This window comes from Flavobacterium aquidurense (assembly GCF_002217195.1).
Classification (GTDB): Bacteria; Bacteroidota; Bacteroidia; order Flavobacteriales; family Flavobacteriaceae; genus Flavobacterium; species Flavobacterium frigidimaris.
In genome coordinates, this window is sequence record NZ_MUGR01000022.1 from 82,342 (window position 1) to 104,013 (window position 21,672).

Annotated in this window: 27 protein-coding genes; 26 read left to right on the top strand and 1 reads right to left on the bottom strand. The window is 34.3% G+C overall.

Features of this window, described 5'->3' with window-relative positions:
- Positions 1 to 6 precede the first annotated feature (6 nt).
- The 18 genes from rplF (at position 7) to ctlX (ending at position 13,005) form a co-directional block, all read left to right on the top strand.
- On the top strand, positions 7 to 549 hold the full coding sequence (rplF, locus tag B0A67_RS11530; protein WP_042565877.1) for a 50S ribosomal protein L6: 543 nt from the start codon (positions 7 to 9) through the stop codon (positions 547 to 549).
- A gap of 11 nt (positions 550 to 560) precedes the next feature.
- Positions 561 to 911 carry a 50S ribosomal protein L18 gene (rplR, locus tag B0A67_RS11535; RefSeq protein ID WP_072960630.1) on the top strand — a complete coding sequence of 117 codons (351 nt, stop codon included), beginning with the start codon at positions 561 to 563 and terminating at the stop codon, positions 909 to 911.
- Between the two features lie 3 nt (positions 912 to 914).
- Entirely contained in the window at positions 915 to 1,439 is a 525-nt protein-coding gene (gene rpsE / locus B0A67_RS11540; RefSeq protein WP_085950271.1) for a 30S ribosomal protein S5, read from the top strand.
- A gap of 12 nt (positions 1,440 to 1,451) precedes the next feature.
- Positions 1,452 to 1,634, top strand: a complete 183-nt coding sequence (rpmD, locus tag B0A67_RS11545) for a 50S ribosomal protein L30 (RefSeq protein WP_017495010.1) — start codon at positions 1,452 to 1,454, stop codon at positions 1,632 to 1,634.
- Positions 1,635 to 1,645: 11 nt separating this feature from the next.
- Positions 1,646 to 2,098 carry a 50S ribosomal protein L15 gene (gene rplO / locus B0A67_RS11550; protein ID WP_017495009.1) on the top strand — a complete coding sequence of 151 codons (453 nt, stop codon included), beginning with the start codon at positions 1,646 to 1,648 and terminating at the stop codon, positions 2,096 to 2,098.
- Between the two features lie 13 nt (positions 2,099 to 2,111).
- Entirely contained in the window at positions 2,112 to 3,458 is a 1,347-nt protein-coding gene (gene secY, locus B0A67_RS11555) for a preprotein translocase subunit SecY (protein WP_072960632.1), read from the top strand.
- Between the two features lie 7 nt (positions 3,459 to 3,465).
- Positions 3,466 to 3,681: a translation initiation factor IF-1 gene (gene infA, locus B0A67_RS11560; protein WP_007136545.1), complete on the top strand. Its 216-nt coding sequence runs from the start codon at positions 3,466 to 3,468 to the stop codon at positions 3,679 to 3,681.
- A gap of 12 nt (positions 3,682 to 3,693) precedes the next feature.
- Complete coding sequence (ykgO, locus tag B0A67_RS11565) at positions 3,694 to 3,810, top strand: type B 50S ribosomal protein L36 (protein WP_072945378.1); 117 nt, start codon at positions 3,694 to 3,696, stop codon at positions 3,808 to 3,810.
- A 2-nt stretch (positions 3,811 to 3,812) separates the two neighbouring features.
- Positions 3,813 to 4,187 (top strand): 30S ribosomal protein S13, encoded by a 375-nt coding sequence (gene rpsM, locus B0A67_RS11570; protein WP_072960635.1) that lies wholly within the window; start codon positions 3,813 to 3,815, stop codon positions 4,185 to 4,187.
- Between the two features lie 8 nt (positions 4,188 to 4,195).
- Positions 4,196 to 4,579, top strand: coding sequence for a 30S ribosomal protein S11 (gene rpsK, locus B0A67_RS11575; RefSeq protein WP_007803677.1), 384 nt, complete (start codon positions 4,196 to 4,198; stop codon positions 4,577 to 4,579).
- A gap of 94 nt (positions 4,580 to 4,673) precedes the next feature.
- Positions 4,674 to 5,279 (top strand): 30S ribosomal protein S4, encoded by a 606-nt coding sequence (rpsD, locus tag B0A67_RS11580; RefSeq protein ID WP_026982953.1) that lies wholly within the window; start codon positions 4,674 to 4,676, stop codon positions 5,277 to 5,279.
- Positions 5,280 to 5,300: 21 nt separating this feature from the next.
- Positions 5,301 to 6,293, top strand: coding sequence for a DNA-directed RNA polymerase subunit alpha (locus tag B0A67_RS11585; protein ID WP_026109818.1), 993 nt, complete (start codon positions 5,301 to 5,303; stop codon positions 6,291 to 6,293).
- Positions 6,294 to 6,329: 36 nt separating this feature from the next.
- On the top strand, positions 6,330 to 6,821 hold the full coding sequence (gene rplQ, locus B0A67_RS11590; protein ID WP_031456031.1) for a 50S ribosomal protein L17: 492 nt from the start codon (positions 6,330 to 6,332) through the stop codon (positions 6,819 to 6,821).
- 247 nt (positions 6,822 to 7,068) lie between these two features.
- Positions 7,069 to 8,187 carry a glutamine-hydrolyzing carbamoyl-phosphate synthase small subunit gene (carA, locus tag B0A67_RS11595; RefSeq protein WP_072960638.1) on the top strand — a complete coding sequence of 373 codons (1,119 nt, stop codon included), beginning with the start codon at positions 7,069 to 7,071 and terminating at the stop codon, positions 8,185 to 8,187.
- A 100-nt stretch (positions 8,188 to 8,287) separates the two neighbouring features.
- Positions 8,288 to 9,580, top strand: a complete 1,293-nt coding sequence (gene eno / locus B0A67_RS11600; protein WP_072960641.1) for a phosphopyruvate hydratase — start codon at positions 8,288 to 8,290, stop codon at positions 9,578 to 9,580.
- 155 nt (positions 9,581 to 9,735) lie between these two features.
- Positions 9,736 to 11,013, top strand: a complete 1,278-nt coding sequence (locus tag B0A67_RS11605; protein ID WP_072960644.1) for a citrate synthase — start codon at positions 9,736 to 9,738, stop codon at positions 11,011 to 11,013.
- 65 nt (positions 11,014 to 11,078) lie between these two features.
- The gene (locus B0A67_RS11610) at positions 11,079 to 11,993 is read left to right on the top strand and encodes a dimethylarginine dimethylaminohydrolase family protein (RefSeq protein ID WP_072960647.1); all 915 of its coding nucleotides are present in this window, start codon (positions 11,079 to 11,081) and stop codon (positions 11,991 to 11,993) included.
- A gap of 76 nt (positions 11,994 to 12,069) precedes the next feature.
- Positions 12,070 to 13,005 carry a citrulline utilization hydrolase CtlX gene (gene ctlX, locus B0A67_RS11615; protein ID WP_072960922.1) on the top strand — a complete coding sequence of 312 codons (936 nt, stop codon included), beginning with the start codon at positions 12,070 to 12,072 and terminating at the stop codon, positions 13,003 to 13,005.
- Positions 13,006 to 13,095: 90 nt separating this feature from the next.
- Here the strand turns inward: ctlX and B0A67_RS11620 are convergent, their stop codons facing one another.
- Positions 13,096 to 13,725 (bottom strand): MarC family NAAT transporter, encoded by a 630-nt coding sequence (locus B0A67_RS11620; protein ID WP_072960650.1) that lies wholly within the window; start codon positions 13,723 to 13,725, stop codon positions 13,096 to 13,098.
- Between the two features lie 152 nt (positions 13,726 to 13,877).
- Between B0A67_RS11620 and B0A67_RS11625 the strand changes: the two genes are divergently transcribed.
- From B0A67_RS11625 to rfbB, 8 genes are all read left to right on the top strand, one after another.
- Positions 13,878 to 14,243: a CoA-binding protein gene (locus tag B0A67_RS11625; RefSeq protein WP_072960654.1), complete on the top strand. Its 366-nt coding sequence runs from the start codon at positions 13,878 to 13,880 to the stop codon at positions 14,241 to 14,243.
- 153 nt (positions 14,244 to 14,396) lie between these two features.
- Positions 14,397 to 15,017, top strand: coding sequence for a recombination mediator RecR (recR, locus tag B0A67_RS11630; protein WP_072960657.1), 621 nt, complete (start codon positions 14,397 to 14,399; stop codon positions 15,015 to 15,017).
- Positions 15,018 to 15,030: 13 nt separating this feature from the next.
- On the top strand, positions 15,031 to 16,014 hold the full coding sequence (locus B0A67_RS11635) for an SDR family oxidoreductase (RefSeq protein WP_072960660.1): 984 nt from the start codon (positions 15,031 to 15,033) through the stop codon (positions 16,012 to 16,014).
- Positions 16,015 to 16,035: 21 nt separating this feature from the next.
- Positions 16,036 to 17,427, top strand: coding sequence for a UDP-glucose 6-dehydrogenase (locus B0A67_RS11640; protein WP_072960663.1), 1,392 nt, complete (start codon positions 16,036 to 16,038; stop codon positions 17,425 to 17,427).
- A gap of 79 nt (positions 17,428 to 17,506) precedes the next feature.
- Complete coding sequence (locus B0A67_RS11645; RefSeq protein WP_072960665.1) at positions 17,507 to 17,974, top strand: UpxY family transcription antiterminator; 468 nt, start codon at positions 17,507 to 17,509, stop codon at positions 17,972 to 17,974.
- A 272-nt stretch (positions 17,975 to 18,246) separates the two neighbouring features.
- Positions 18,247 to 19,560, top strand: coding sequence for a nucleotide sugar dehydrogenase (locus tag B0A67_RS11650; RefSeq protein WP_072960668.1), 1,314 nt, complete (start codon positions 18,247 to 18,249; stop codon positions 19,558 to 19,560).
- Between the two features lie 32 nt (positions 19,561 to 19,592).
- Positions 19,593 to 20,600 (top strand): mannose-1-phosphate guanylyltransferase, encoded by a 1,008-nt coding sequence (locus B0A67_RS11655; RefSeq protein WP_072960671.1) that lies wholly within the window; start codon positions 19,593 to 19,595, stop codon positions 20,598 to 20,600.
- A gap of 12 nt (positions 20,601 to 20,612) precedes the next feature.
- Positions 20,613 to 21,659, top strand: coding sequence for a dTDP-glucose 4,6-dehydratase (gene rfbB / locus B0A67_RS11660; protein WP_072960925.1), 1,047 nt, complete (start codon positions 20,613 to 20,615; stop codon positions 21,657 to 21,659).
- The last annotated feature ends 13 nt before the right edge of the window (positions 21,660 to 21,672 follow it).

Below are 21,672 nucleotides of genomic sequence, written 5' to 3' on the forward strand. Positions count from 1 at the left end.
AATAAGATGTCAAGAATAGGTAAAAGCCCAATTGTAATCGCTGCTGGAGTAACTGTAGAAGTTAAAGACGGTATCGTTACGGTAAAAGGAAAAAAAGGTCAACTAACTCAGGAGTTTTCGGACATTACTGTAAAAGTTGAAGGCGATCAGGTTCTATTAGAAAGATCGTCTGATCATAAAGACCAAAGAGCAAAACACGGATTATACAGATCATTAATCAATAATATGATAATTGGTGTGTCTGAAGGTTTTACAAAAGAACTTGAATTAGTTGGAGTAGGTTATAGAGCTTCAAACCAAGGTCAGAAATTAGATTTAGCTCTTGGATATTCTCACAATATTGTTTTAGAAATTGCTCCAGAAGTAGCGCTAGAAACAATATCTGAAAAAGGTAAAAACCCTATCGTAAAATTAACATCATTTGACAAACAACTTTTAGGACAGGTTGCTGCGAAAATCAGAGGTTTCCGTAAGCCTGAGCCATACAAAGGAAAAGGTGTTAAATTTGTGGGTGAAGTATTAAGAAGAAAAGCAGGTAAATCAGCTTAAAAAATAAGATTATGTCATTAACAAAATCTGATAGAAGACAGAGAATTAGATTCAGAATTAGAAAATCGATTAGTGGTACTGCTACTAACCCAAGACTATCTGTATTTAGAAGTAACAAAGAAATTTATGCTCAACTTATTGATGACGTGAATGGAGTTACTTTATTGGCTGCATCTTCAAGAGAAAAAGAAATAGGAAAAGGTACTAACGTTGAAGTCGCTGCTGCTGTTGGAAAATTAGTTGCAGAGAAAGCGTTAAAAGCTGGGATTGATACCATCACTTTTGACAGAGGTGGATATTTGTATCACGGTCGTATTAAATCATTAGCAGAAGGCGCAAGAGCGGCTGGACTTAAATTCTAATATATTATGTCTAAATACAAAAATGTAGAATTGGTAAAACCAAGTGGTCTTGAACTTAAAGATCGTCTGGTAAGTGTTAATCGTGTTACTAAAGTTACAAAAGGTGGTAGAGCTTTCGGTTTTTCTGCTATTGTAGTTGTAGGTGATGAAAATGGAGTAGTTGGTCATGGATTAGGAAAATCTAAAGACGTTTCTGAAGCAATTGCGAAAGCAGTAGAAGATGCTAAGAAAAATTTAGTAAAAATTCCTTTGAACGGACAATCAGTTCCTCACGAACAAAAAGGTAAATTTGGTGGTGCACGTGTATTCTTAATTCCTGCCTCTCATGGTACAGGAGTTATTGCTGGTGGAGCTGTTCGTTCAGTTCTTGAATCAGTAGGTATTCACGATGTATTATCTAAATCTCAAGGATCATCAAATCCTCATAACGTAGTGAAAGCAACTTTTGATGCTTTATTACAAATGAGAAGCGCTTACACTGTTGCAAAACAAAGAGGTGTTTCTTTAGAAAAAGTTTTTAAAGGTTAATTCAAGGAAATTATGGCTAAATTATTAGTAAAACAAGTAAGAAGCAAAATCAACTGTCCTCTTTCTCAAAAGAGAGGTTTGGAAGCTTTAGGTCTACGTAAAATGGGACAAGTTGTAGAGCATGATTCAAATCCTGCTATCCTTGGGATGATAAACAAAGTTAAACACTTAGTTTCTGTCGAAGAAGCTAAATAACAAATACTGTTATGAATTTAAGTAACTTACAACCAGCTGAAGGGTCAACACACAATCAAAATAAAAGATTAGGTAGAGGAGAAGGTTCTGGAAAAGGTGGTACTTCTGCAAGAGGTCACAAAGGAGCAAAATCTCGTTCTGGTTATTCTAAAAAGATTGGTTTTGAGGGAGGGCAAATGCCACTTCAAAGACGTGTGCCTAAGTTTGGTTTCACAAACATCAATCGTAAAGAATACGAAGGTGTTAATTTAGATACGCTTCAATTATTAGTAGACAATGGTGTGATTACTGATTCTGTTTCAATGACAGATTTCGTAGCAAATCGTCTTGCTACCAAAAATGAAATCGTTAAGATTTTAGGTAGAGGAGAGTTGAAAGCAAAATTAAAAGTAACTGCCCACAAATTTACTGCTACTGCAAAAGCTGCTATTGAAGCTGCTGGTGGAGAAGCTGTAACTATATAACTTATCTACTAAGATGAAGAAATTTATTGAATCAATAAGTAATGTTTGGAAAATCGAAGAACTGAAAAACAGAATCTTAATTACATTAGGATTGCTTTTAGTATATCGTTTTGGTGCACATGTAACGCTACCTGGAATTGACGCAACTCAATTAACAGGTTTAGCGGGACAAACTAAACAAGGTTTAGGATCAATCCTGGACATGTTTACAGGAGGTGCTTTCTCTAAAGCTTCAGTTTTTGCTTTAGGTATTATGCCTTATATTTCTGCATCTATTGTTGTTCAGTTAATGGGAATTGCTATTCCTTATTTGCAAAAACTTCAAAACGATGGAGAGAGTGGTAGAAAAAAGATTAATCAAATCACTCGTTGGTTGACTATAGCTATTACACTGGTTCAAGGTCCAACTTATATCTACAATTTATACAGAACGTTACCTGGAAGTGCATTCTTACTAGGATTTAATTCACCTGAATTTTTGTTTTCGTCTGTTATTATCTTAGTTACAGGTACAATTTTTGCTATGTGGCTTGGGGAAAAAATTACGGATAAAGGTATTGGAAATGGAATTTCATTATTGATTATGGTTGGTATTTTGGCGCGTTTACCGCAAGCTTTTATTCAAGAGTTTACAACCAGAGTTACCAATAACAATGGTGGTCCAATGTTGTTAGTTATTGAAATTATTGTTTGGTTATTAGTAATCATTTCTTGTGTATTGCTTACAATGGCAGTACGTAGAATTCCTGTTCAATACGCTCGTCGTACAACAAGCGGGGATTACGAACAAGATTTGGCAGGTGGTAATAGACAATGGATTCCTCTTAAGCTTAATGCTTCTGGGGTTATGCCAATCATTTTTGCTCAGGCAATTATGTTTATACCTGCAGCTGTAGCTGGATTGTCTAAATCAGACACATCACAATCTATTGTTGGCGCGTTTAGTAATATGTTCGGATTTTGGTATAACTTTGTATTTGCAACTTTAATTATTGTATTTACATTTTTCTATACTGCGATCACTGTACCTACAAACAAAATGGCCGATGATTTGAAAAGAAGTGGTGGTTTTATTCCTGGCGTTCGTCCGGGAGCTGAAACTTCAGAATTTCTTGATAAAGTGATGTCTTTAATAACTTTCCCAGGATCTTTATTCCTTGCTTTAATTGCTGTGTTCCCGGCTATTGTTGTAAGTATTATGGATGTACAACAATCTTGGGCAATGTTTTTTGGAGGTACCTCGTTAATAATTATGGTTGGAGTTGCAATAGATACTATTCAACAGATCAATTCATACTTGTTAAACAAACATTATGATGGTTTAATGAAGACTGGTAAAAATAGAAAAGCAGTAGCTTAATTTTTATATGGCAAAACAATCAGCAATAGAACAAGACGGATCAATCATCGAAGCATTATCAAATGCGATGTTCCGTGTGGAGTTAGAAAATGGACATATCGTAATTGCTCATATTTCTGGAAAAATGCGTATGCATTACATCAAGTTATTACCTGGTGATAAAGTGAAACTAGAAATGAGTCCTTATGATTTGTCAAAAGCAAGAATTACTTATCGATATTAAAGGATATTCACTATGAAAGTTAGAGCATCAGTAAAAAAGAGAAGTCCCGAGTGCATCATTGTGCGTAGAAAAGGGAGATTGTACGTAATAAACAAAAAGAATCCTAGATTTAAACAAAGACAAGGATAATTATGGCAAGAATAGCAGGGGTAGATATCCCAAAAAATAAAAGAGGTGTTATAGCACTTACCTATATCTTTGGATTAGGAAGAAGTAGAGCTATTGAGATTTTAGAAAAAGCTCAAGTTAGCCAAGACAAAAAAGTTCAAGAGTGGAATGATGATGAGATCGGAGCAATTCGTGATGCAGTTTCATTTTACAAAATTGAAGGAGAATTACGTTCTGAAGTTTCTTTAAACATCAAACGTTTGATGGATATTGGTTGTTACAGAGGTATCCGTCATAGATCTGGTCTTCCGTTAAGAGGACAAAGAACTAAAAACAACTCTAGAACAAGAAAAGGTAAAAGAAAAACTGTTGCTAACAAGAAAAAAGCAACTAAATAATAAGTAATATGGCTAAAGCAACTGCAAAAAAACGTAAAGTTATCGTTGAATCAACGGGAGAAGCTCATATTTCTGCTACCTTCAATAACATCATCATTTCTTTGACTAACAAAAAAGGTGAAGTTATTTCTTGGTCTTCAGCTGGTAAAATGGGTTTTAGAGGTTCTAAAAAGAACACTCCATACGCAGCCCAAATGGCAGCAGAAGATTGTAGTAAAGTAGCTCTTGAGGCTGGACTTAAAAAAGTGAAAGTTTATGTAAAAGGACCAGGAAACGGACGTGAGTCTGCTATCCGTTCTATTCATAACGGTGGAATTGAAGTTACTGAGATTATCGACGTTACTCCAATGCCTCACAACGGATGTCGTCCTCCAAAAAGACGTAGAGTTTAATTTATTTATTATAGTATAACAAGGTAGAATATAGATTATCGAAGGATTTGACCTGAATTCATAATCTCTACCTTAAATTTAAATTTTTTTAGAAATGGCAAGATATACTGGTCCAAAAACTAGAATTGCTCGTAAATTTGGCGAAGCAATCTTCGGAGATGACAAATCTTTCGAAAAAAGAAATTACCCACCTGGACAACACGGGATGGCTAAAAAAAGAGGTAAAAAATCTGAGTACGCTGTTCAGTTAATGGAAAAGCAAAAAGCTAAATATTCTTACGGAATTTTAGAAAAACAATTCAGAAATTTATTCAAAAAAGCATCAGCTACTAAAGGTGTTACTGGTGAAGTTCTTTTACAATTATGTGAAGCAAGATTAGATAACGTTGTTTTTAGAATGGGTATCGCTCCTTCTAGAAGAGGTGCTAGACAATTAGTTTCTCACAGACACGTTACTGTAAATGGTGAAGTTGTAAATATCGCTTCTTACCACCTTAAGCCTGGTGATAAAGTTGCAGTTCGTGAAAAATCTAAATCTTTAGAAGCTATCGAACGTTCTTTATCAAATTCAAGTCATGTTTATGAATGGATTACCTGGAACAATGATCTTAAAGAAGGAACTTTCGTTTCTGTACCTGCAAGACTTCAAATTCCAGAAAACATTAAAGAACAATTAATCGTAGAGTTGTACAACAAATAATAATTGACTTAGTCGAAATTTATGGCAATATTTAATTTTCAAAAGCCCGATAAAGTTATCATGATCGATTCAACCGATTTTGAAGGTAAATTCGAATTTAGACCTTTAGAACCTGGTTATGGATTGACAGTTGGTAATGCACTTAGAAGAGTTTTGCTTTCAGCATTAGAAGGTTATGCAATTACATCTGTTCGTATCGAAGGTGTAGATCATGAGTTTTCTACTATTTCAGGTGTTGTTGAAGATGTTACCGAAATTATCCTTAATCTAAAACAAGTACGTTTCAAACGTCAAATTGAAGATATAGATAATGAAGCAGTTACAATTTCTGTTTCTGGTAAAGATCAACTAACAGCAGGTGATTTTCAAAAATTTATTTCAGGTTTTCAAGTGCTGAACCCAGACCTTGTTATCTGTAATTTAGATTCTAAAATCAAATTGAACTTCGATTTAACAATCGAAAAAGGTAGAGGATATGTTCCTGCTGAGGAGAACAAAAAACAGAACGCTGCAATTGGTACCATTTTTACAGACTCTATTTTTACTCCGGTAAAAAATGTAAAATATGCAATTGAAAACTTCCGTGTAGAGCAAAAAACAGATTACGAGAAATTAGTTTTTGAAATCAAAACTGATGGATCTATTAATCCAAAAGACGCTCTTACTGAAGCTGCTAAAGTTTTAATTCACCACTTCATGTTATTTTCTGACGAAAGAATTACACTCGAGGCTGACGAAATTGCACAAACAGAATCGTATGATGAAGAGTCATTGCATATGAGACAATTGCTTAAAACTAAGCTTGTTGATATGGATTTATCTGTGAGAGCATTAAATTGCTTGAAAGCGGCTGAAGTTGATACACTTGGTGATTTAGTATCGTTCAATAAAAATGACCTAATGAAATTCCGTAATTTTGGTAAAAAATCTTTAACTGAGCTAGATGAACTTGTAGCTGTTAAGAATTTAACTTTCGGAATGGACTTAGCTAAATACAAATTAGATAAAGAATAATTCAATCCGCCACGGCGGATTAAATTTAAAATAGCAATGAGACACGGAAAAAAATTCAATCACTTAAGCAGACAGACTGGACATAGAAAAGCTATGTTAGCTAATATGGCTTGTTCTCTTATTGAGCACAAACGTATTAACACTACTGTTGCTAAGGCTAAAGCGCTTAAACAATTCGTTGAGCCTTTAATCACAAAATCAAAAGAAGATACGACTCACAACCGTCGTATTGTTTTTGCTTACTTACGTAGTAAATATGCGGTAACTGACTTGTTCAGAGACGTAGCTGCTAAAGTTGGAGACCGTCCAGGTGGATACACTCGTATCATTAAAGTTGGAAATCGTTTGGGAGATAATGCTGATATGGCAATGATCGAACTTGTAGATTTCAATGAACTTTACAATGGAGGTAAAAAAGAAGTTAAAAAAGCTAAAAGCCGTCGTGGTGGTAAAGCAAAAAAAGCTGAGGAGACTACTCCTGAAGCTCCTGCTGCTGAATCAGAAACGACTACTGAAGCTTCTGAATAATTATGAAAGTAATGATTCTATAGAAATCAAGGATAAACTAATTTTTAGTTTATCCTTTTTTTTTGCTTTTTTTAAAATAGTTTGAAATGTAACTTATTTTAAAACTAAGGTTTTAATTTTATCAACGAAATTTTTAAAAAATCTTGGAAGCACTGTTTTAAAGAAGTAAATTTGCAAAATATCTAATTACAAATAAAACAAGCTTTGCTGGTTTTACAGGACGATTAAAAACAATACAAATTAAATAATGAAATACACTACACGACAAAGCGCCATTTTATTACTAAGTGATGGAACTATTTTTCACGGGAAATCTATCGGAATTAGCGGTAAAACTTTTGGTGAAGTTTGTTTTAATACTGGAATGACCGGATATCAGGAGATTTTTACAGATCCTTCGTATTTCGGGCAAATTATGGTTGCAACTAATCCCCATATTGGTAATTATGGTGTTAACGATTTGGAAATTGAATCGGATGGTATCAAAATTGCTGGTTTGGTTTGTAAAAACTTCAGTTTTAATTATTCAAGAGAAGATTCTTCCGGAAGTCTGGAAGATTATTTTATAAAAGAAAATCTAATCTGTATTTCTGATGTTGATACGCGTGCACTGGTAAGTTATATTCGTGAGAATGGTGCGATGAATGCTGTTATTTGTACAGATGGAACTTCTGTTGAAGACTTGAAAAAAGAATTGGCTAATGTGCCCAACATGGAAGGTCTGGAGTTGGCTTCAAAAGTTTCAACAACTGAACCTTATTTTTTTGGTGATCAAAATGCTACTTATAAAATTTCTGCCTTAGATTTAGGGATTAAGAAAAATATTCTTAGAAACCTTGCTAAAAGGGATTGTTATATCAAGGTGTTTCCATATAACTCAACGTACAAGGATTTAGCTGAGTTTAATCCGGATGGATATTTCTTGTCAAACGGGCCTGGGGATCCGGATCCGCTTTTTGGTGCTATTGAAGTAGCAAAAGAAATTTTAGCAAATGACAATCCTTTATTCGGAATTTGTTTAGGACATCAGGTAATTGCTTTGGCAAATGGTGTTCAGACTTATAAAATGTTTAATGGTCACCGCGGTATAAATCACCCGGTTAAAAACCTTATGACAGGAAAAGGTGAGATTACATCTCAAAATCATGGTTTCGCAGTGAATAAGGAAGCATTAGATAATCATGCTGATTTAGAGATTACACACCTTCATCTAAATGATGGTACTGTGGCCGGAATGCGTATGAAAAATAAAAATTGTTTTTCAGTGCAATATCACCCCGAAGCAAGTCCCGGACCTCATGATTCATCTTATTTGTTTGATCAGTTTGTTGAGAATATAAAACTAGCTGCTGCTAAAACGATATAGTTAATAAATAAACCTGTTTAATGGTTAAAATGCATTTTTACTATTAAATATTTTTATAATTTCGAAAAAAAATATAATTTATTAATAAAAAACAAAAATAATGAGTATTATAATTAAAGTTCACGCAAGACAAATTTTTGATTCCAGAGGTAATCCTACTATTGAAGTTGATGTAATTACTGAGAACGGAGTTTTAGGTAGAGCTGCTGTTCCTTCCGGGGCATCAACTGGAGAACATGAGGCTGTTGAATTACGTGACGGAGGAAAAGCTTTCTTAGGAAAAGGAGTTTTGAATGCAGTGAACAATGTAAATACTGTTATTGCTGAAGAATTAGTTGGAACTTCTGTTTTCGAACAAAACACGATTGATCAATTGATGATTGATTTAGATGGTACTCCAAATAAATCTAAATTAGGTGCTAATGCTATTTTAGGAGTTTCTTTGGCTGCTGCAAAAGCTGCTGCTAACGAACTAGGCTTGCCTTTATACAGATATGTTGGTGGTGTTTCTGCCAATACATTACCTGTGCCAATGATGAATATCATCAATGGTGGTTCTCACTCTGATGCTCCTATCGCATTTCAGGAATTCATGATTTTTCCTGTAAAGGCGACTTCTTTTTCTCACGCTATGCAAATGGGAACTGAAATTTTTCATAGCCTGAAAAAAGTTTTACATGACAGAGGATTAAGCACTGCTGTAGGTGACGAAGGTGGTTTTGCTCCAAATTTGGCAGGTGGTACTGAAGATGCTTTAGATACTATAAAAAAAGCGGTTGAAAATGCCGGTTATACTTTTGGTGACGAAATTATGATTGCTCTTGATTGTGCTTCTGCTGAATTTTATGTAAACGGTAAATACGATTACTCTAAATTTGAAGGAGAAACTGGTAAAGTAAGATCTTCTGCTGAACAAGTTGAATATTTAGCTGAATTAGTGGCTAAATACCCAATTATTTCAATTGAAGACGGAATGGATGAGAATGACTGGGACGGATGGAAATTGCTTACTGAAAAAATTGGACACAAAGTTCAATTAGTAGGTGATGATTTATTTGTTACTAATGTAGAGCGTCTATCAACTGGAATTGAAAAAGGAATTGCAAACTCAATCTTGGTAAAAGTAAACCAAATTGGAACTTTAACAGAGACTATTGCAGCTGTAAACATGGCTAAAAATGCAGGATATACTTCAGTTATGTCTCACCGTTCAGGAGAAACAGAAGATAATACTATTGCTGATTTAGCTGTGGCTTTAAACTGTGGTCAAATTAAAACAGGTTCTGCTTCCCGTTCTGATCGTATGGCAAAATACAATCAATTATTAAGAATCGAGGAAGAGTTAGGAAGTACTGCTTATTTTCCTGGATTAAACGCTTTCAAGATCAAATAATTGTAAGAGTTATATGTTATAATTAAACCATTCGTTTTTGCGAATGGTTTTTTTTTGGACTTTTAACAAATTCATAGCAGTATTCTTTTTTTAATTAGTCTTAAATTCCTTAGATTTGATAAATTATTATTTTAAAGATTTATTTCCGATATATTATGTCAAAAATAGCTACATTAGAAGTAGACGGTCAAAAAATTGAACTTCCGGTAATCACGGGGAGTGAAAATGAGTCCGCTATCGATATTAACAAATTACGTGATTTAACTGGTATTATCACTCTTGATCCCGGATACAAAAATTCTGGTTCTTGCAAAAGTGAAATCACATTCTTAGATGGAGAATTAGGAATTTTGCGCTACAGAGGATATTCAATTGAGGATTTAGCCGAAAAAGCTAACTTTTTAGAAGTGTCATATCTTTTGATTTTTGGAGAATTACCAACAGCTCAGCAATTGGAGCAATTCGAGAATGGTATTAAAAAACATACTTTGGTAAACGAAGAGATGAAAAATATCATTGACGGTTTTCCTAAAACAGCACATCCAATGGGTGTTTTATCCGCTTTGACAAGTGCTTTAACAGCATTTAATCCAAAAGCGGTAAACGTTGAAAACGAAAAAGAAATGTACGAAGCCATTTGTAAAACAATGGGTAAATTTCTTGTAATTGCAACCTGGACTTATAGAAAAACTATGGGTTACCCGTTGAACTATTACGACAATACACAAGGTTATGTAGAGAACTTTATGCAATTAATGTTTAAATTGCCTACAGGACCTTATGCAGCTAATCCGGTTATTGTAGATGCATTAGATAAATTATTTATTCTTCATGCAGATCACGAGCAAAACTGTTCTACATCTACAGTAAGAATGGTAGGTTCATCTCATGCTGGTTTATTTGCTTCTATTTCTGCAGGAGTTTCTGCTCTTTGGGGACCACTTCATGGAGGGGCAAACCAGGCAGTACTTGAGATGTTAGAGGAAATTAATAAAGATGGTGGTGATACTGAGAAGTTTTTAGCCAAAGCAAAAGACAAAAATGATCCTTTCCGTTTAATGGGATTTGGTCACAGAGTTTATAAAAACTTTGATCCAAGAGCAAGAATAATCAAAAAAGCAGCTAAAGAAGTATTAGAGACATTAGGCGTTGAAGATCCTATTTTAGAAATTGCTAAAAAATTAGAAACAGCAGCTCTTGAGGATGAGTACTTCAAATCAAGAAATTTATATCCAAACGTAGATTTCTATTCTGGAATTATTTACAGAGCATTAGGAATTCCTACAGATATGTTTACAGTAATGTTTGCTATTGGTAGATTACCGGGCTGGATTGCGCAATGGAAAGAAATGCGTGAGAATAAAGAACCAATTGGCCGACCAAGACAAATCTACACTGGACATCCGCTGAGAGACTTTAAGTCGAACAAATAAAAATATTTTAAAGCTTCACTTAACTGTGAAGCTTTTTTTATCTTTGGTCAAAATATAATAAAGTTATGTTGCAATTAAATGTAAAGAACGAAACCTCAAGATTACGTGCTGTAGTTTTGGGTTCTGCTGTTCATAATGGGCCAACTCCATCTTTAGATGAAGCCTATGATCCTAAATCATTGGAACATATTAAAGCAGGAACATATCCTATCGAAAAGGATATGGTTGCTGAAATGGATGCTTTTAATGCTGTTTTTCAAAAATATGATGTAAAAGTATATCGTCCTGAAATGATTGAAAATTACAATCAGATTTTTGCCAGAGATATTGGTTTTGTAATAGATGATACTTTTGTAAAATCAAATATACTTCCTGACAGAGAACGTGAGTTAGATGCTATTGGGTATATAATCGATCAGATAGATCCCTCGAAAGTAGTTCGTCCACCTGTGGAAGTTCATATCGAAGGTGGTGATGTGATGCTTTGGAACGATCATATTTTTATCGGAACTTATAAAGGAAGTGACTATAAAGATTACATCACGGCAAGAACAAATATGCATGGTGTTAATTTTATTAAAGAATTGTTCCCCAATAAAATTGTCAAAGAATTCGATTTGGTTAAGTCCAAAATTGAGGCTCGTGATAATGCATTGCACTTAGATTGCTGTTTTCAGCCCGTTGGAAAAGATAAAGGGATTATCTATAAAAGAGGTTTTCGTGAAGAAGCTGACTATATGTATTTAGTGAATCTTTTTGGGAAAGAAAACTTATTTCATATCGAAAGAAACGAAATGTATAATATGTTTTCTAACGTATTTTCTATCGATGAGAATGTAGTGGTTTCAGAAAAAAACTTCACAAGATTAAACAATTGGCTTCGTGCAAATGGTTTTACAGTAGAAGAAATTCCGTATGCCGAAATTGCAAAGCAGGAAGGGTTGTTGAGATGTTCGACGCTTCCATTAATTAGAGATTAAATATTTGTTTCAAGTTTCAGGTTTCACGTTGCAACAAACTTGAAACTTGAAACCTGAAACAGAAAAAAATATAAAAATGAAACAAACTACAAATGCAATTTTGATGATTCGGCCAGTTGCCTTCAGAATGAATGAGCAAACTGCGGTGAATAATTACTACCAAAAAGTATTAGACGGACTTTTGCCAAGTACCGTGAATGCAAAAGCGCAACAAGAGTTTGATGCTTTTGTTGAAAAGTTAAGAGCCGTTGGTGTTGATGTTACAGTTGTTGATGATTCTTTAGATACAGATACTCCGGACAGTATTTTTCCGAACAATTGGGTTTCTTTTCATGAAAATGGAGATGTAGCGCTATATCCAATGTTTGCTGAGAATCGTCGTTCAGAACGTCGTGAAGATATTTTAGATATTCTTGAAGACAAAGGTTTTGAGATCGCCAATATAATGGATTATACATCTGCAGAAGAAGATGGTTTTTTTCTTGAAGGAACCGGAAGTTTGCTTTTAGACAGAGCGAATGCTAAGGCGTATTGCGCTTTATCGCCTCGTGCTGATGAAGAATTGTTTATTGAATTCTGTGAAGATTTTGATTATGCGCCGGTTATTTTCGAAGCTTTTCAAACCGTTGACGCAGAACGTAAATTGATTTATCACACCAATGTTATGATGTGCCTTGGGGAAACTTTTGCGGTTATCTGTGCAGATTGTATCGATGATAAAAAAGAACGCAAAATGGTTCTTGATAATTTAAAAGCTGATAAAAAAGAAATTATTCTGATTACAGAAGCTCAGGTGAATAATTTTGCCGGTAATATGCTCGAAGTTCGAGGCACAGATAATAAGAAATGTATCGTTATGAGTGCGTCTGCACATCAGAGTTTGACCCCAAAACAGATTGCTCAGTTAGAAAACCATGCTGAAATTTTGAGTTCAAGTCTTGATACGATTGAAGCTTGCGGCGGGGGAAGCGCCAGATGTATGATGGCCGAAGTTTTCCTGCCGAGAAATTAAGTTTAAGAAACTTCAAAAAAAATCCAAATTCCATACTGAAATATTCAGCTTTTGGAATTTGGATTTTTTTTATTTAAAATAGGGAATAAGTTACATCAAATTTACTTTTACGATATTAATTATTGAGCTTACAATATATTGGATTCCGATAGAGATAACAATAAAACCAACAATTCTCGAAATAGCGACAATTCCTGAAGCGCCTAAAATTCGAGCCAAGTAATGTGCGCTTTTAAGAATAGCGAAAATTGCTACTGCAATGGCAAAAATGGCTAAAGAGGAAAAAGCCATTTCTTTCATTCCGCTATGTTCCTGATGAAAAGCAATCAATAAAGAAATGGAGCCTGGGCCAGCCAGCATTGGTATGGCTAATGGTGTAAGGGCGATATCGTTTCGTTGTTGTATTTCGTTTTCTATTTTTTTATTGATTCCGCGTTTTTTATTGAATTTTCCGGAAAGTAATGAGAATCCTGAATTTACAATTATAATTCCTCCGGCGATCCTAAGGGCATCAATACTGATTCCAAAAAAAGATAAAACATATTGGCCAATAAAAAAGGAAACGATCAAAATGATAAAGACATTTATGGCCGTCCAAAGCGAAATGCGTGAACGCTCTTTTTGAGAGTCATGTTGGGTTAGTCCAACAAAAATTGGCACAGTGCCAATTGGGTTTAATACCGAAAAAAGAGCGGCAAATAAATAAATGAATATATCCATACTGTTTTAGTTAGTGAAGTAAAAATAGTCAATTTTTAATATTTCACGGTAAATTCATATTAGGATATTGTTTTTTGATGCTATTAATTCTATATCAATAACCTAAAGTAAGCTCATTCTTTTTGATTACTTTTGTAGCATATTTTAAAATGATGAAAAACAAAAAAACTTTAGTTCTGGGTGCTACCACAAAACCAGATCGTTACGCTTTTAGAGCTATAAATATGTTAGTAGAAAAAGGACATACTGTTTTAGCAATTGGTCAGAATACAGGCGAAGTTGCAGGTGTAAAAATTTATACCAAAGCAATTCCTGTAAAAAACATTGATACAGTGACGCTATATTTAAATCCTGCCCGCCAGCGTGATTATTATAATTACATCATAGAAGCGCAGCCTAAAAGAGTGGTTTTTAATCCTGGGACAGAAAATCCGGAATTCTATCAGTTGCTGGAATTAAACAATATTAAGGCTGAAGTAGCTTGTACTTTGGTTTTATTAGCTACAAATCAATATTAAACTTTTTTAGGAGCTCATCCCGCACCCGAGCCTGAAAGTGCGAATTGGCGAAGCAATTCGTTGCAATCTTTTTGTTTTTTAAAGAAAAAAACAAAAAGGATTTCCACTTCTATCGGGGCTAAAAAGAAACATTAAAATAGTATTTTTGTAGTCATGGAATTTTCATCAAAACTAATAGAAAAGGCAGTCAACGAAATGTCTCAATTACCAGGAATTGGTAAGCGTACTGCATTGCGATTGGTTTTGCATTTATTAAAGCAGCCCAAAGAACAAACAGGATTTTTATCTCAGGCGTTACTCAATATGCGTGCAGATATAAAATTTTGCGAAAGCTGTCATAATATTTCAGATACAAAAGTTTGCGAAATCTGTGCAAATCCGGTCCGAAATCATCAGACGATTTGTGTAGTGGAAGATATTCGGGATGTTATGGCGATCGAAAATACAGGGCAGTACAAAGGAATTTATCACGTTTTGGGAGGGAAAATTTCCCCAATAGAAGGCGTGGGGCCAAGTCAGCTAAATATTTCAACCTTAGTAGAAAAGGTAAAATCCGGCGCAGTAGTGGAAATTATTTTTGCACTCAGTTCAACCATGGAAGGCGATACCACAAATTTTTATATCTATAAACAAATTGCCGAATCAGAAATTATAATTTCTACAATTGCAAGAGGAATTTCTGTAGGCGACGAATTAGAATATGCAGACGAAATTACACTGGGAAGAAGTATTTTGCATCGTGTTCCGTTTGAAAAAACTTTTAAAAATAATTAGATAGATTATATAAATGAAAACATCAACTCAGAATACAATTTTAATTACAGGCGGAGCTGGTTTTATTGGCTCCAATTTGTCCGAGTATTTTTTAGGATTAGGGCATAAAGTAATCTGTCTCGATAATTTTGCGACAGGGCACCGTCATAATTTAAAAGATTTTATAGAGAATCCTAATTATAAATTAATTGAAGGAGATATTCGAAATATAGCCGATTGTGTTTTAGCGGTCCAAGGTGTTGATTATGTTTTGCACCAGGCAGCTTTAGGATCTGTTCCAAGATCTATTAACGATCCAATTACAACAAATGATGTAAATGTTTCAGGCTTTTTGAATATGCTGGTAGCTTCTCGCGATGCAAAAGTGAAAAGATTTATATATGCAGCAAGCTCTTCTACATATGGAGATTCGCAAGGACTGCCAAAAGTCGAAGATGTTATTGGTAAACCATTATCGCCTTATGCTATTACAAAATATGTAAACGAATTATATGCTGAAATTTTCAGTAGAACGTACGGAATAGAAACTATAGGATTGCGTTATTTTAATGTTTTTGGCAGAAAACAAGATCCTAATGGCGCTTATGCGGCTGTAATTCCAAAGTTTGTAATGCAATTGATGAAACATGAAAGTCCCGTGATCAACGGTGATGGAAATTATTCGCGTGATTTTACTTATATCGATAATGTGATACAGATGAATGAATTGGCAATGACAAGTCAGAATCCGGAAGCGGTAAATACAGTTTATAATACTGCATATGGAGATCGAAATACATTAAACGATTTGGTGGGGTATTTAAAAGAATATTTAGCTGAATTTGATTCAAAAATTGCAAATGTCGAAATTGTTTATGGTGCCAACAGAGCGGGTGATATTCCGCATTCATTGGCAAGTATCGATAAAGCAAAAAAAGTACTGGGTTACGATCCGAAATTCTCTTTGCAGGACGGATTAAAAGAAGCGGTGAGCTGGTATTGGAATAATTTAAAATAAGGATCAAGATAATAGTAAAAGATGAAAATTACAAAAATTTGTTGCATTGGTGCAGGTTATGTTGGAGGTCCGACAATGGCAGTAATTGCTCAAAAATGCCCACATATTCAAGTGACAGTTGTCGATTTGAACGAACAAAGAATTAAAGACTGGAATAATCCAAATACAGATAATATTCCGATCTATGAGCCGGGACTTTCAGAAATAGTCGCTGAGGCAAGAGGACGAAATCTTTTCTTTTCGACAGAAGTAGAAAAAGCTATTGACGAAGCACAGGTGATTTTTATATCAGTAAACACGCCAACCAAAACTTACGGAAAAGGAAAAGGTATGGCTGCTGATTTAAAATATATTGAACTTTGCGCCAGACAAATTGCCAAAGTAGCCAAACAAAATAAAATTGTAGTAGAAAAATCAACTCTGCCAGTTCGTACAGCCGAGGCTATAAAAAGCATTCTGGATAACACCGGAAATGGAGTTCAGTTTCAGATTTTATCAAATCCGGAGTTCTTAGCTGAAGGAACGGCGGTTACCGATTTATTACATCCGGATCGAATTTTAATTGGTGGTGATACGACTCCGGAAGGTGAAGAAGCAATTAATGCTTTAGTTGATGTTTATGCAAATTGGGTTAGTAAAGATAAAATATTGACAACTAATGTCTGGTCTTCAGAATTATCTAAGTTAACCGCAAATGCATTCCTGGCACAGCGTATTTCATCTATAAATGCCATGTCTGAGTTATGTGAAAAAACAGGTGCTGATGTAAATGAAGTAGCCAGAGCAATTGGAATGGATAGCAGGATTGGCCCGAAATTTCTAAAAGCATCAGTTGGCTTTGGAGGTTCTTGTTTTCAAAAAGACATTCTGAATTTAGTGTACATAGCAAAATCGTATGGATTGAATGAAGTGGCGGATTATTGGGAACAGGTCATTATTATGAACGATCATCAAAAAAGAAGATTTTCGAATAAAATTGTTCAGACTCTATATAACACAGTTGCTGATAAGAAAATCACATTTTTAGGATGGGCTTTCAAAAAAGACACAAATGATACCCGTGAATCTGCTGCAATCTACGTAGCGGATGATTTGATTAATGAACAGGCAAAAATTGCTGTTTATGATCCCAAAGTTTCGAGAAATAAAATGTTAAGTGATTTAGATTATTTAGAAACCAGAACAGGTGAAGAAAATAGTAATGCATTAACGATCTTAGATGATCCTTACGAAGCCTGCAAGGGAGCGCATGCCATTGCTATTCTTACAGAATGGGATGAGTTCACAACTTACGACTGGCAAAAAATTTACGATTCGATGCACAAGCCTGCTTTTCTTTTTGATGGAAGAAATATTTTGAACACAAAAGAACTCGAATCAATAGGTTTTATTTACAGAGGGATAGGCGCTTAATCAGCAAATATTGAGTTAAGATCTAATATGGAATGTAAAAGAAAATAGGTTTGCAATTTTGTTTCAATAAAAAGAAAAAATGAAGAATTGGTATGTAGTGTATACAAAACCCAAATGGGAAAAAAAAGTTGCAGAAAAACTTACGGAGGCCGGTATAGAATGTTATTGCCCATTAATTACTCAAATTAAGCAATGGTCAGACAGAAAAAAGGCTATTGAGGTACCGCTTTTTAATTCCTATGTATTTGTTCAGTTAGAAGACGGGAATCGAAATGCTGTTTTTCAGGTTTCCGGTGTGGTCCGATATCTGTTTTGGTTAGGGAAACCTGCAATTGTTAAAGACGGGGAAATCGAAATTATAAAAACAAGTCTTTCTGCTCCAAATCTCAGTGATATTTCGGTGACTTCCATTCAGGTTGGAGACCGTATTAAATTAGAGACAGGAGCATTTAGTAATCAGGATGCAATAGTTCAGGAAATATCAAATACCTATTATACGCTAGTTTTGGAATCTTTAGGATGTGTGCTTAAAATAAAATATAAATAATTTAGTTATATTGTGTAACTATTGGCATTCAACAGAAGGTAAAATTTCTCCAAATAGAAATTTTATCGTCTGTTTTTTTTATTATAGGGTGTTTTTTATGTGTTGATTGGTAAGGGGTTGGCATTTCTTATTTTTTATTATTTGTTAGTTTTTTCTGTATTACGGGAAACCGTATTGAATAAATTGACTTAATATGTTATATTTGCCGAAAATGAATTTAGAGTAGCTGTGTCAAACCTTTGTGACTCAGAAGGGCGAAGCCGTGAATTGTTATGACTGAAATAGATAAAAAAGAGTACAAATTGATCGAAAATATAAAAATAGCTATTGTTGGCTTAGGTTATGTTGGTCTGCCTTTGGCCAGATTATTTGCTACGAAATATTCAGTAATTGGTTTTGATATCAATGAATCCAGAGTAGCGTCTTTAAAATCAGGTACAGATACAACATTAGAAGTAGATGATGTTACTTTGCAAAAAGTACTGGTTGAGAATCCAAACACTGAAAAAGGATTGTATTGTACCACTTCCTTAAACGATTTGGCAGATTGTAATTATTTTATAATCACGGTTCCTACTCCGGTAGATAAAAATAATCGACCTGATTTAACTCCTTTGTATAAATCGAGTGAGTCCGTTGGTAAAATACTAAAAAAAGGAGATATCGTAATTTACGAATCAACGGTTTATCCGGGTGTTACCGAAGAACAATGCGTTCCGGTTTTAGAAAAAGTTTCAGGTTTGAAATTTAATGAAGATTTCTATGCTGGATATTCACCTGAGAGAATAAATCCGGGAGACAAAGAGCATACGGTTGAAAAGATTTTGAAGGTAACTTCAGGATCAACGCCAGAAATTGGTTTAAAAGTCGATGCTTTGTATAAGTCAGTAATTACTGCCGGAACACATTTGGCACCAAGTATAAAAGTGGCAGAAGCGGCAAAAGTTATTGAGAACTCACAAAGAGACATTAACATCGCTTTTGTAAATGAACTGGCTAAAATATTCAACTTAATGAATATTGATACCCAGGAAGTATTAGAAGCGGCTTCTACAAAATGGAATTTTTTGCCCTTTAAGCCAGGATTAGTAGGAGGGCATTGTATTGGTGTCGATCCTTATTATTTAGCACAAAGAGCCCAGGAATTCGGATATCATCCTGAAATCATTTTAGCAGGCCGACGTTTAAATGACAGCATGGGCGAATATGTGGCTTCGCAAATAGTAAAGCTGATGATTAAAAAAGGAATTTCGGTTAACGGAGCCAATCTGTTAATGCTGGGAATTACTTTTAAAGAAAATTGCCCTGATGTTCGTAATACCAAAATTGTAGATGTTGTAAAAGCATTAAAAGAATACGGTATTGTAGTAACCATATTTGATCCGCTTGCTAATGCGAATGATGTAAAAAAAGAATATAATCTAGTAACAATAAATGCTGTTCCTGATAATAAATTTGATGCAATTGTTCTGGGAGTTTCTCACAAGGAATTTTTAGAATTAAATTTCTCAGAGTTGCAAAAAGAAAATAGTTTATTATACGATGTAAAAGGAGTTTTGGGTAGTATAGCTGATAATAGGCTGTAGTATTTAAAAGTTCTTTTTTATTTTAAAAAAAAATGGAAGCAAAGAATTCAATCATACATGTAATTTTGACAGGAGGAGTGGGAAGCAGATTGTGGCCACTTTCCCGAAAAAGCCGACCTAAACAATATTTGGAGATATTTGAAGGTAAATCTTTATTCGAGATGACTGTTGATCGTAATAGTTATTTAGCGAATAAGGTGATGGTGGTGGGGAATGTCGATAATCATCATCTGAGTGGTGAAGTAATGGATAAAACCAAAACTTCTTATGTGAATATTGTGGAAGCCACACCTCGTAATACTGCAGCGGCGATTGCTTTTGCAGCATTCGCTTCAAATCCGGATGATATTTTAATTGTAACACCTTCAGATCACATTATTGATAAAATGGAGGAATATAATAAAGCGATCAAAGAGGCTATTTCAAAAGCACAAGAAGGTTTTATTGTTACTTTCGGTATTATTCCAACTAAGCCGGAAACCGGATATGGATATATTGAGTCAAAAGGAGATAAAGTCGTTTCATTTCGCGAAAAGCCCAATCAAACTACAGCAAAAGAATTTATTGCAAAAGGAAATTTTCTTTGGAATAGCGGGATGTTTTGTTTTAAAGCCAGCGTCCTTTTAGAGGAACTAAAACAATTCCAGCCTGATGTTTATGAGAAATCAAAAGCAGTTTGGGAAGCAAGCGAAAATGGATTTTTAGATTTAAATTTATCATTAGAAATTCCATCAATCAGTATCGATTACGCCGTAATGGAGCGCAGTAAAAAAATAAAAGTAGTGCCTGCTGCTTTTTCATGGTCAGATTTAGGATCATTTGAATCTGTTTACGACTATTTGGTTTCAAAAAATCATCCTGTTGATAAAAACGGCAATATGGTCATTGGTTCAGGTAAACATACTACTTTTCTGGGATTAAAAAACACTATTTTTGTGTATACTGAGACAGCAAATTTGATTTTGCAAAAAGAAAATTCGCAAGATGTAAAAGATATTTATAGTGAGTTAGAAAAAATAAATTCAGACTTATTAAATTAATTGAAATTTAAAATGAAAAAAATTCTTATAACCGGCGGAGCTGGTTTTATTGGTTCACACGTAGTAAGACGATTTGTGAATAAATATCCTGAATACCAAATCTTCAATTTAGATGCTTTGACGTATGCTGGTAATTTAGAGAATATTAAAGACATTGAAAATCAACCCAATTATACATTTGTAAAAGGAGATATTGTGGATGAAGTTTTTATAAATGAACTTTTTTCATTGCATAATTTTGATGGCGTTTTACATTTGGCTGCAGAATCCCATGTTGATCGTTCTATTGAAGATCCCTTAGCGTTTGTTAGGACAAATGTTATTGGAACGATGAATTTATTGAATGCTGCGAAAAATCAATGGAAAGATAATTTTGAAGGGAAACGTTTCTATCATATCAGTACTGATGAAGTATATGGTTCTCTTGGAGCAGAAGGTCTTTTTACAGAAACAACTTCATACGATCCTAATTCTCCTTATTCAGCTTCTAAAGCAAGTTCAGATCATTTTGTGAGAGCTTATGGAGAAACGTATGGCTTACCGTATGTTTTAACAAATTGTTCCAATAATTACGGATCTTATCATTTTCCTGAAAAATTAATTCCACTTTTTATAAACAATATTATTAATAATAAACCTTTACCAGTTTATGGAGATGGAAATTATACACGTGATTGGTTGTTTGTAGAAGATCATGCCATTGCGATAGATTTAGTTTTTAATAAAGGAAAAAATCATGAGACCTATAATATTGGAGGGTTCAATGAATGGAAAAATATTGATTTGGTGAAATTATTATGCCAAATAATGGATGAAAAATTAGGAAGATCAGAAGGTTCTTCTCAGGACTTGATTACATATGTTAAAGACAGGCCAGGGCATGATTTGCGTTATGCAATAGATGCTTCAAAAATTAATAAAGAATTGGGGTGGAAACCGTCTGTTACTTTTGAAGAAGGTCTGGAAAAAACAATCAACTGGTATCTCAATAATGAAGAGTGGCTGCAAAATGTAACCTCAGGATCCTATAAAGATTATTATCAAAAACAATATTCATAAACAATAAACAATT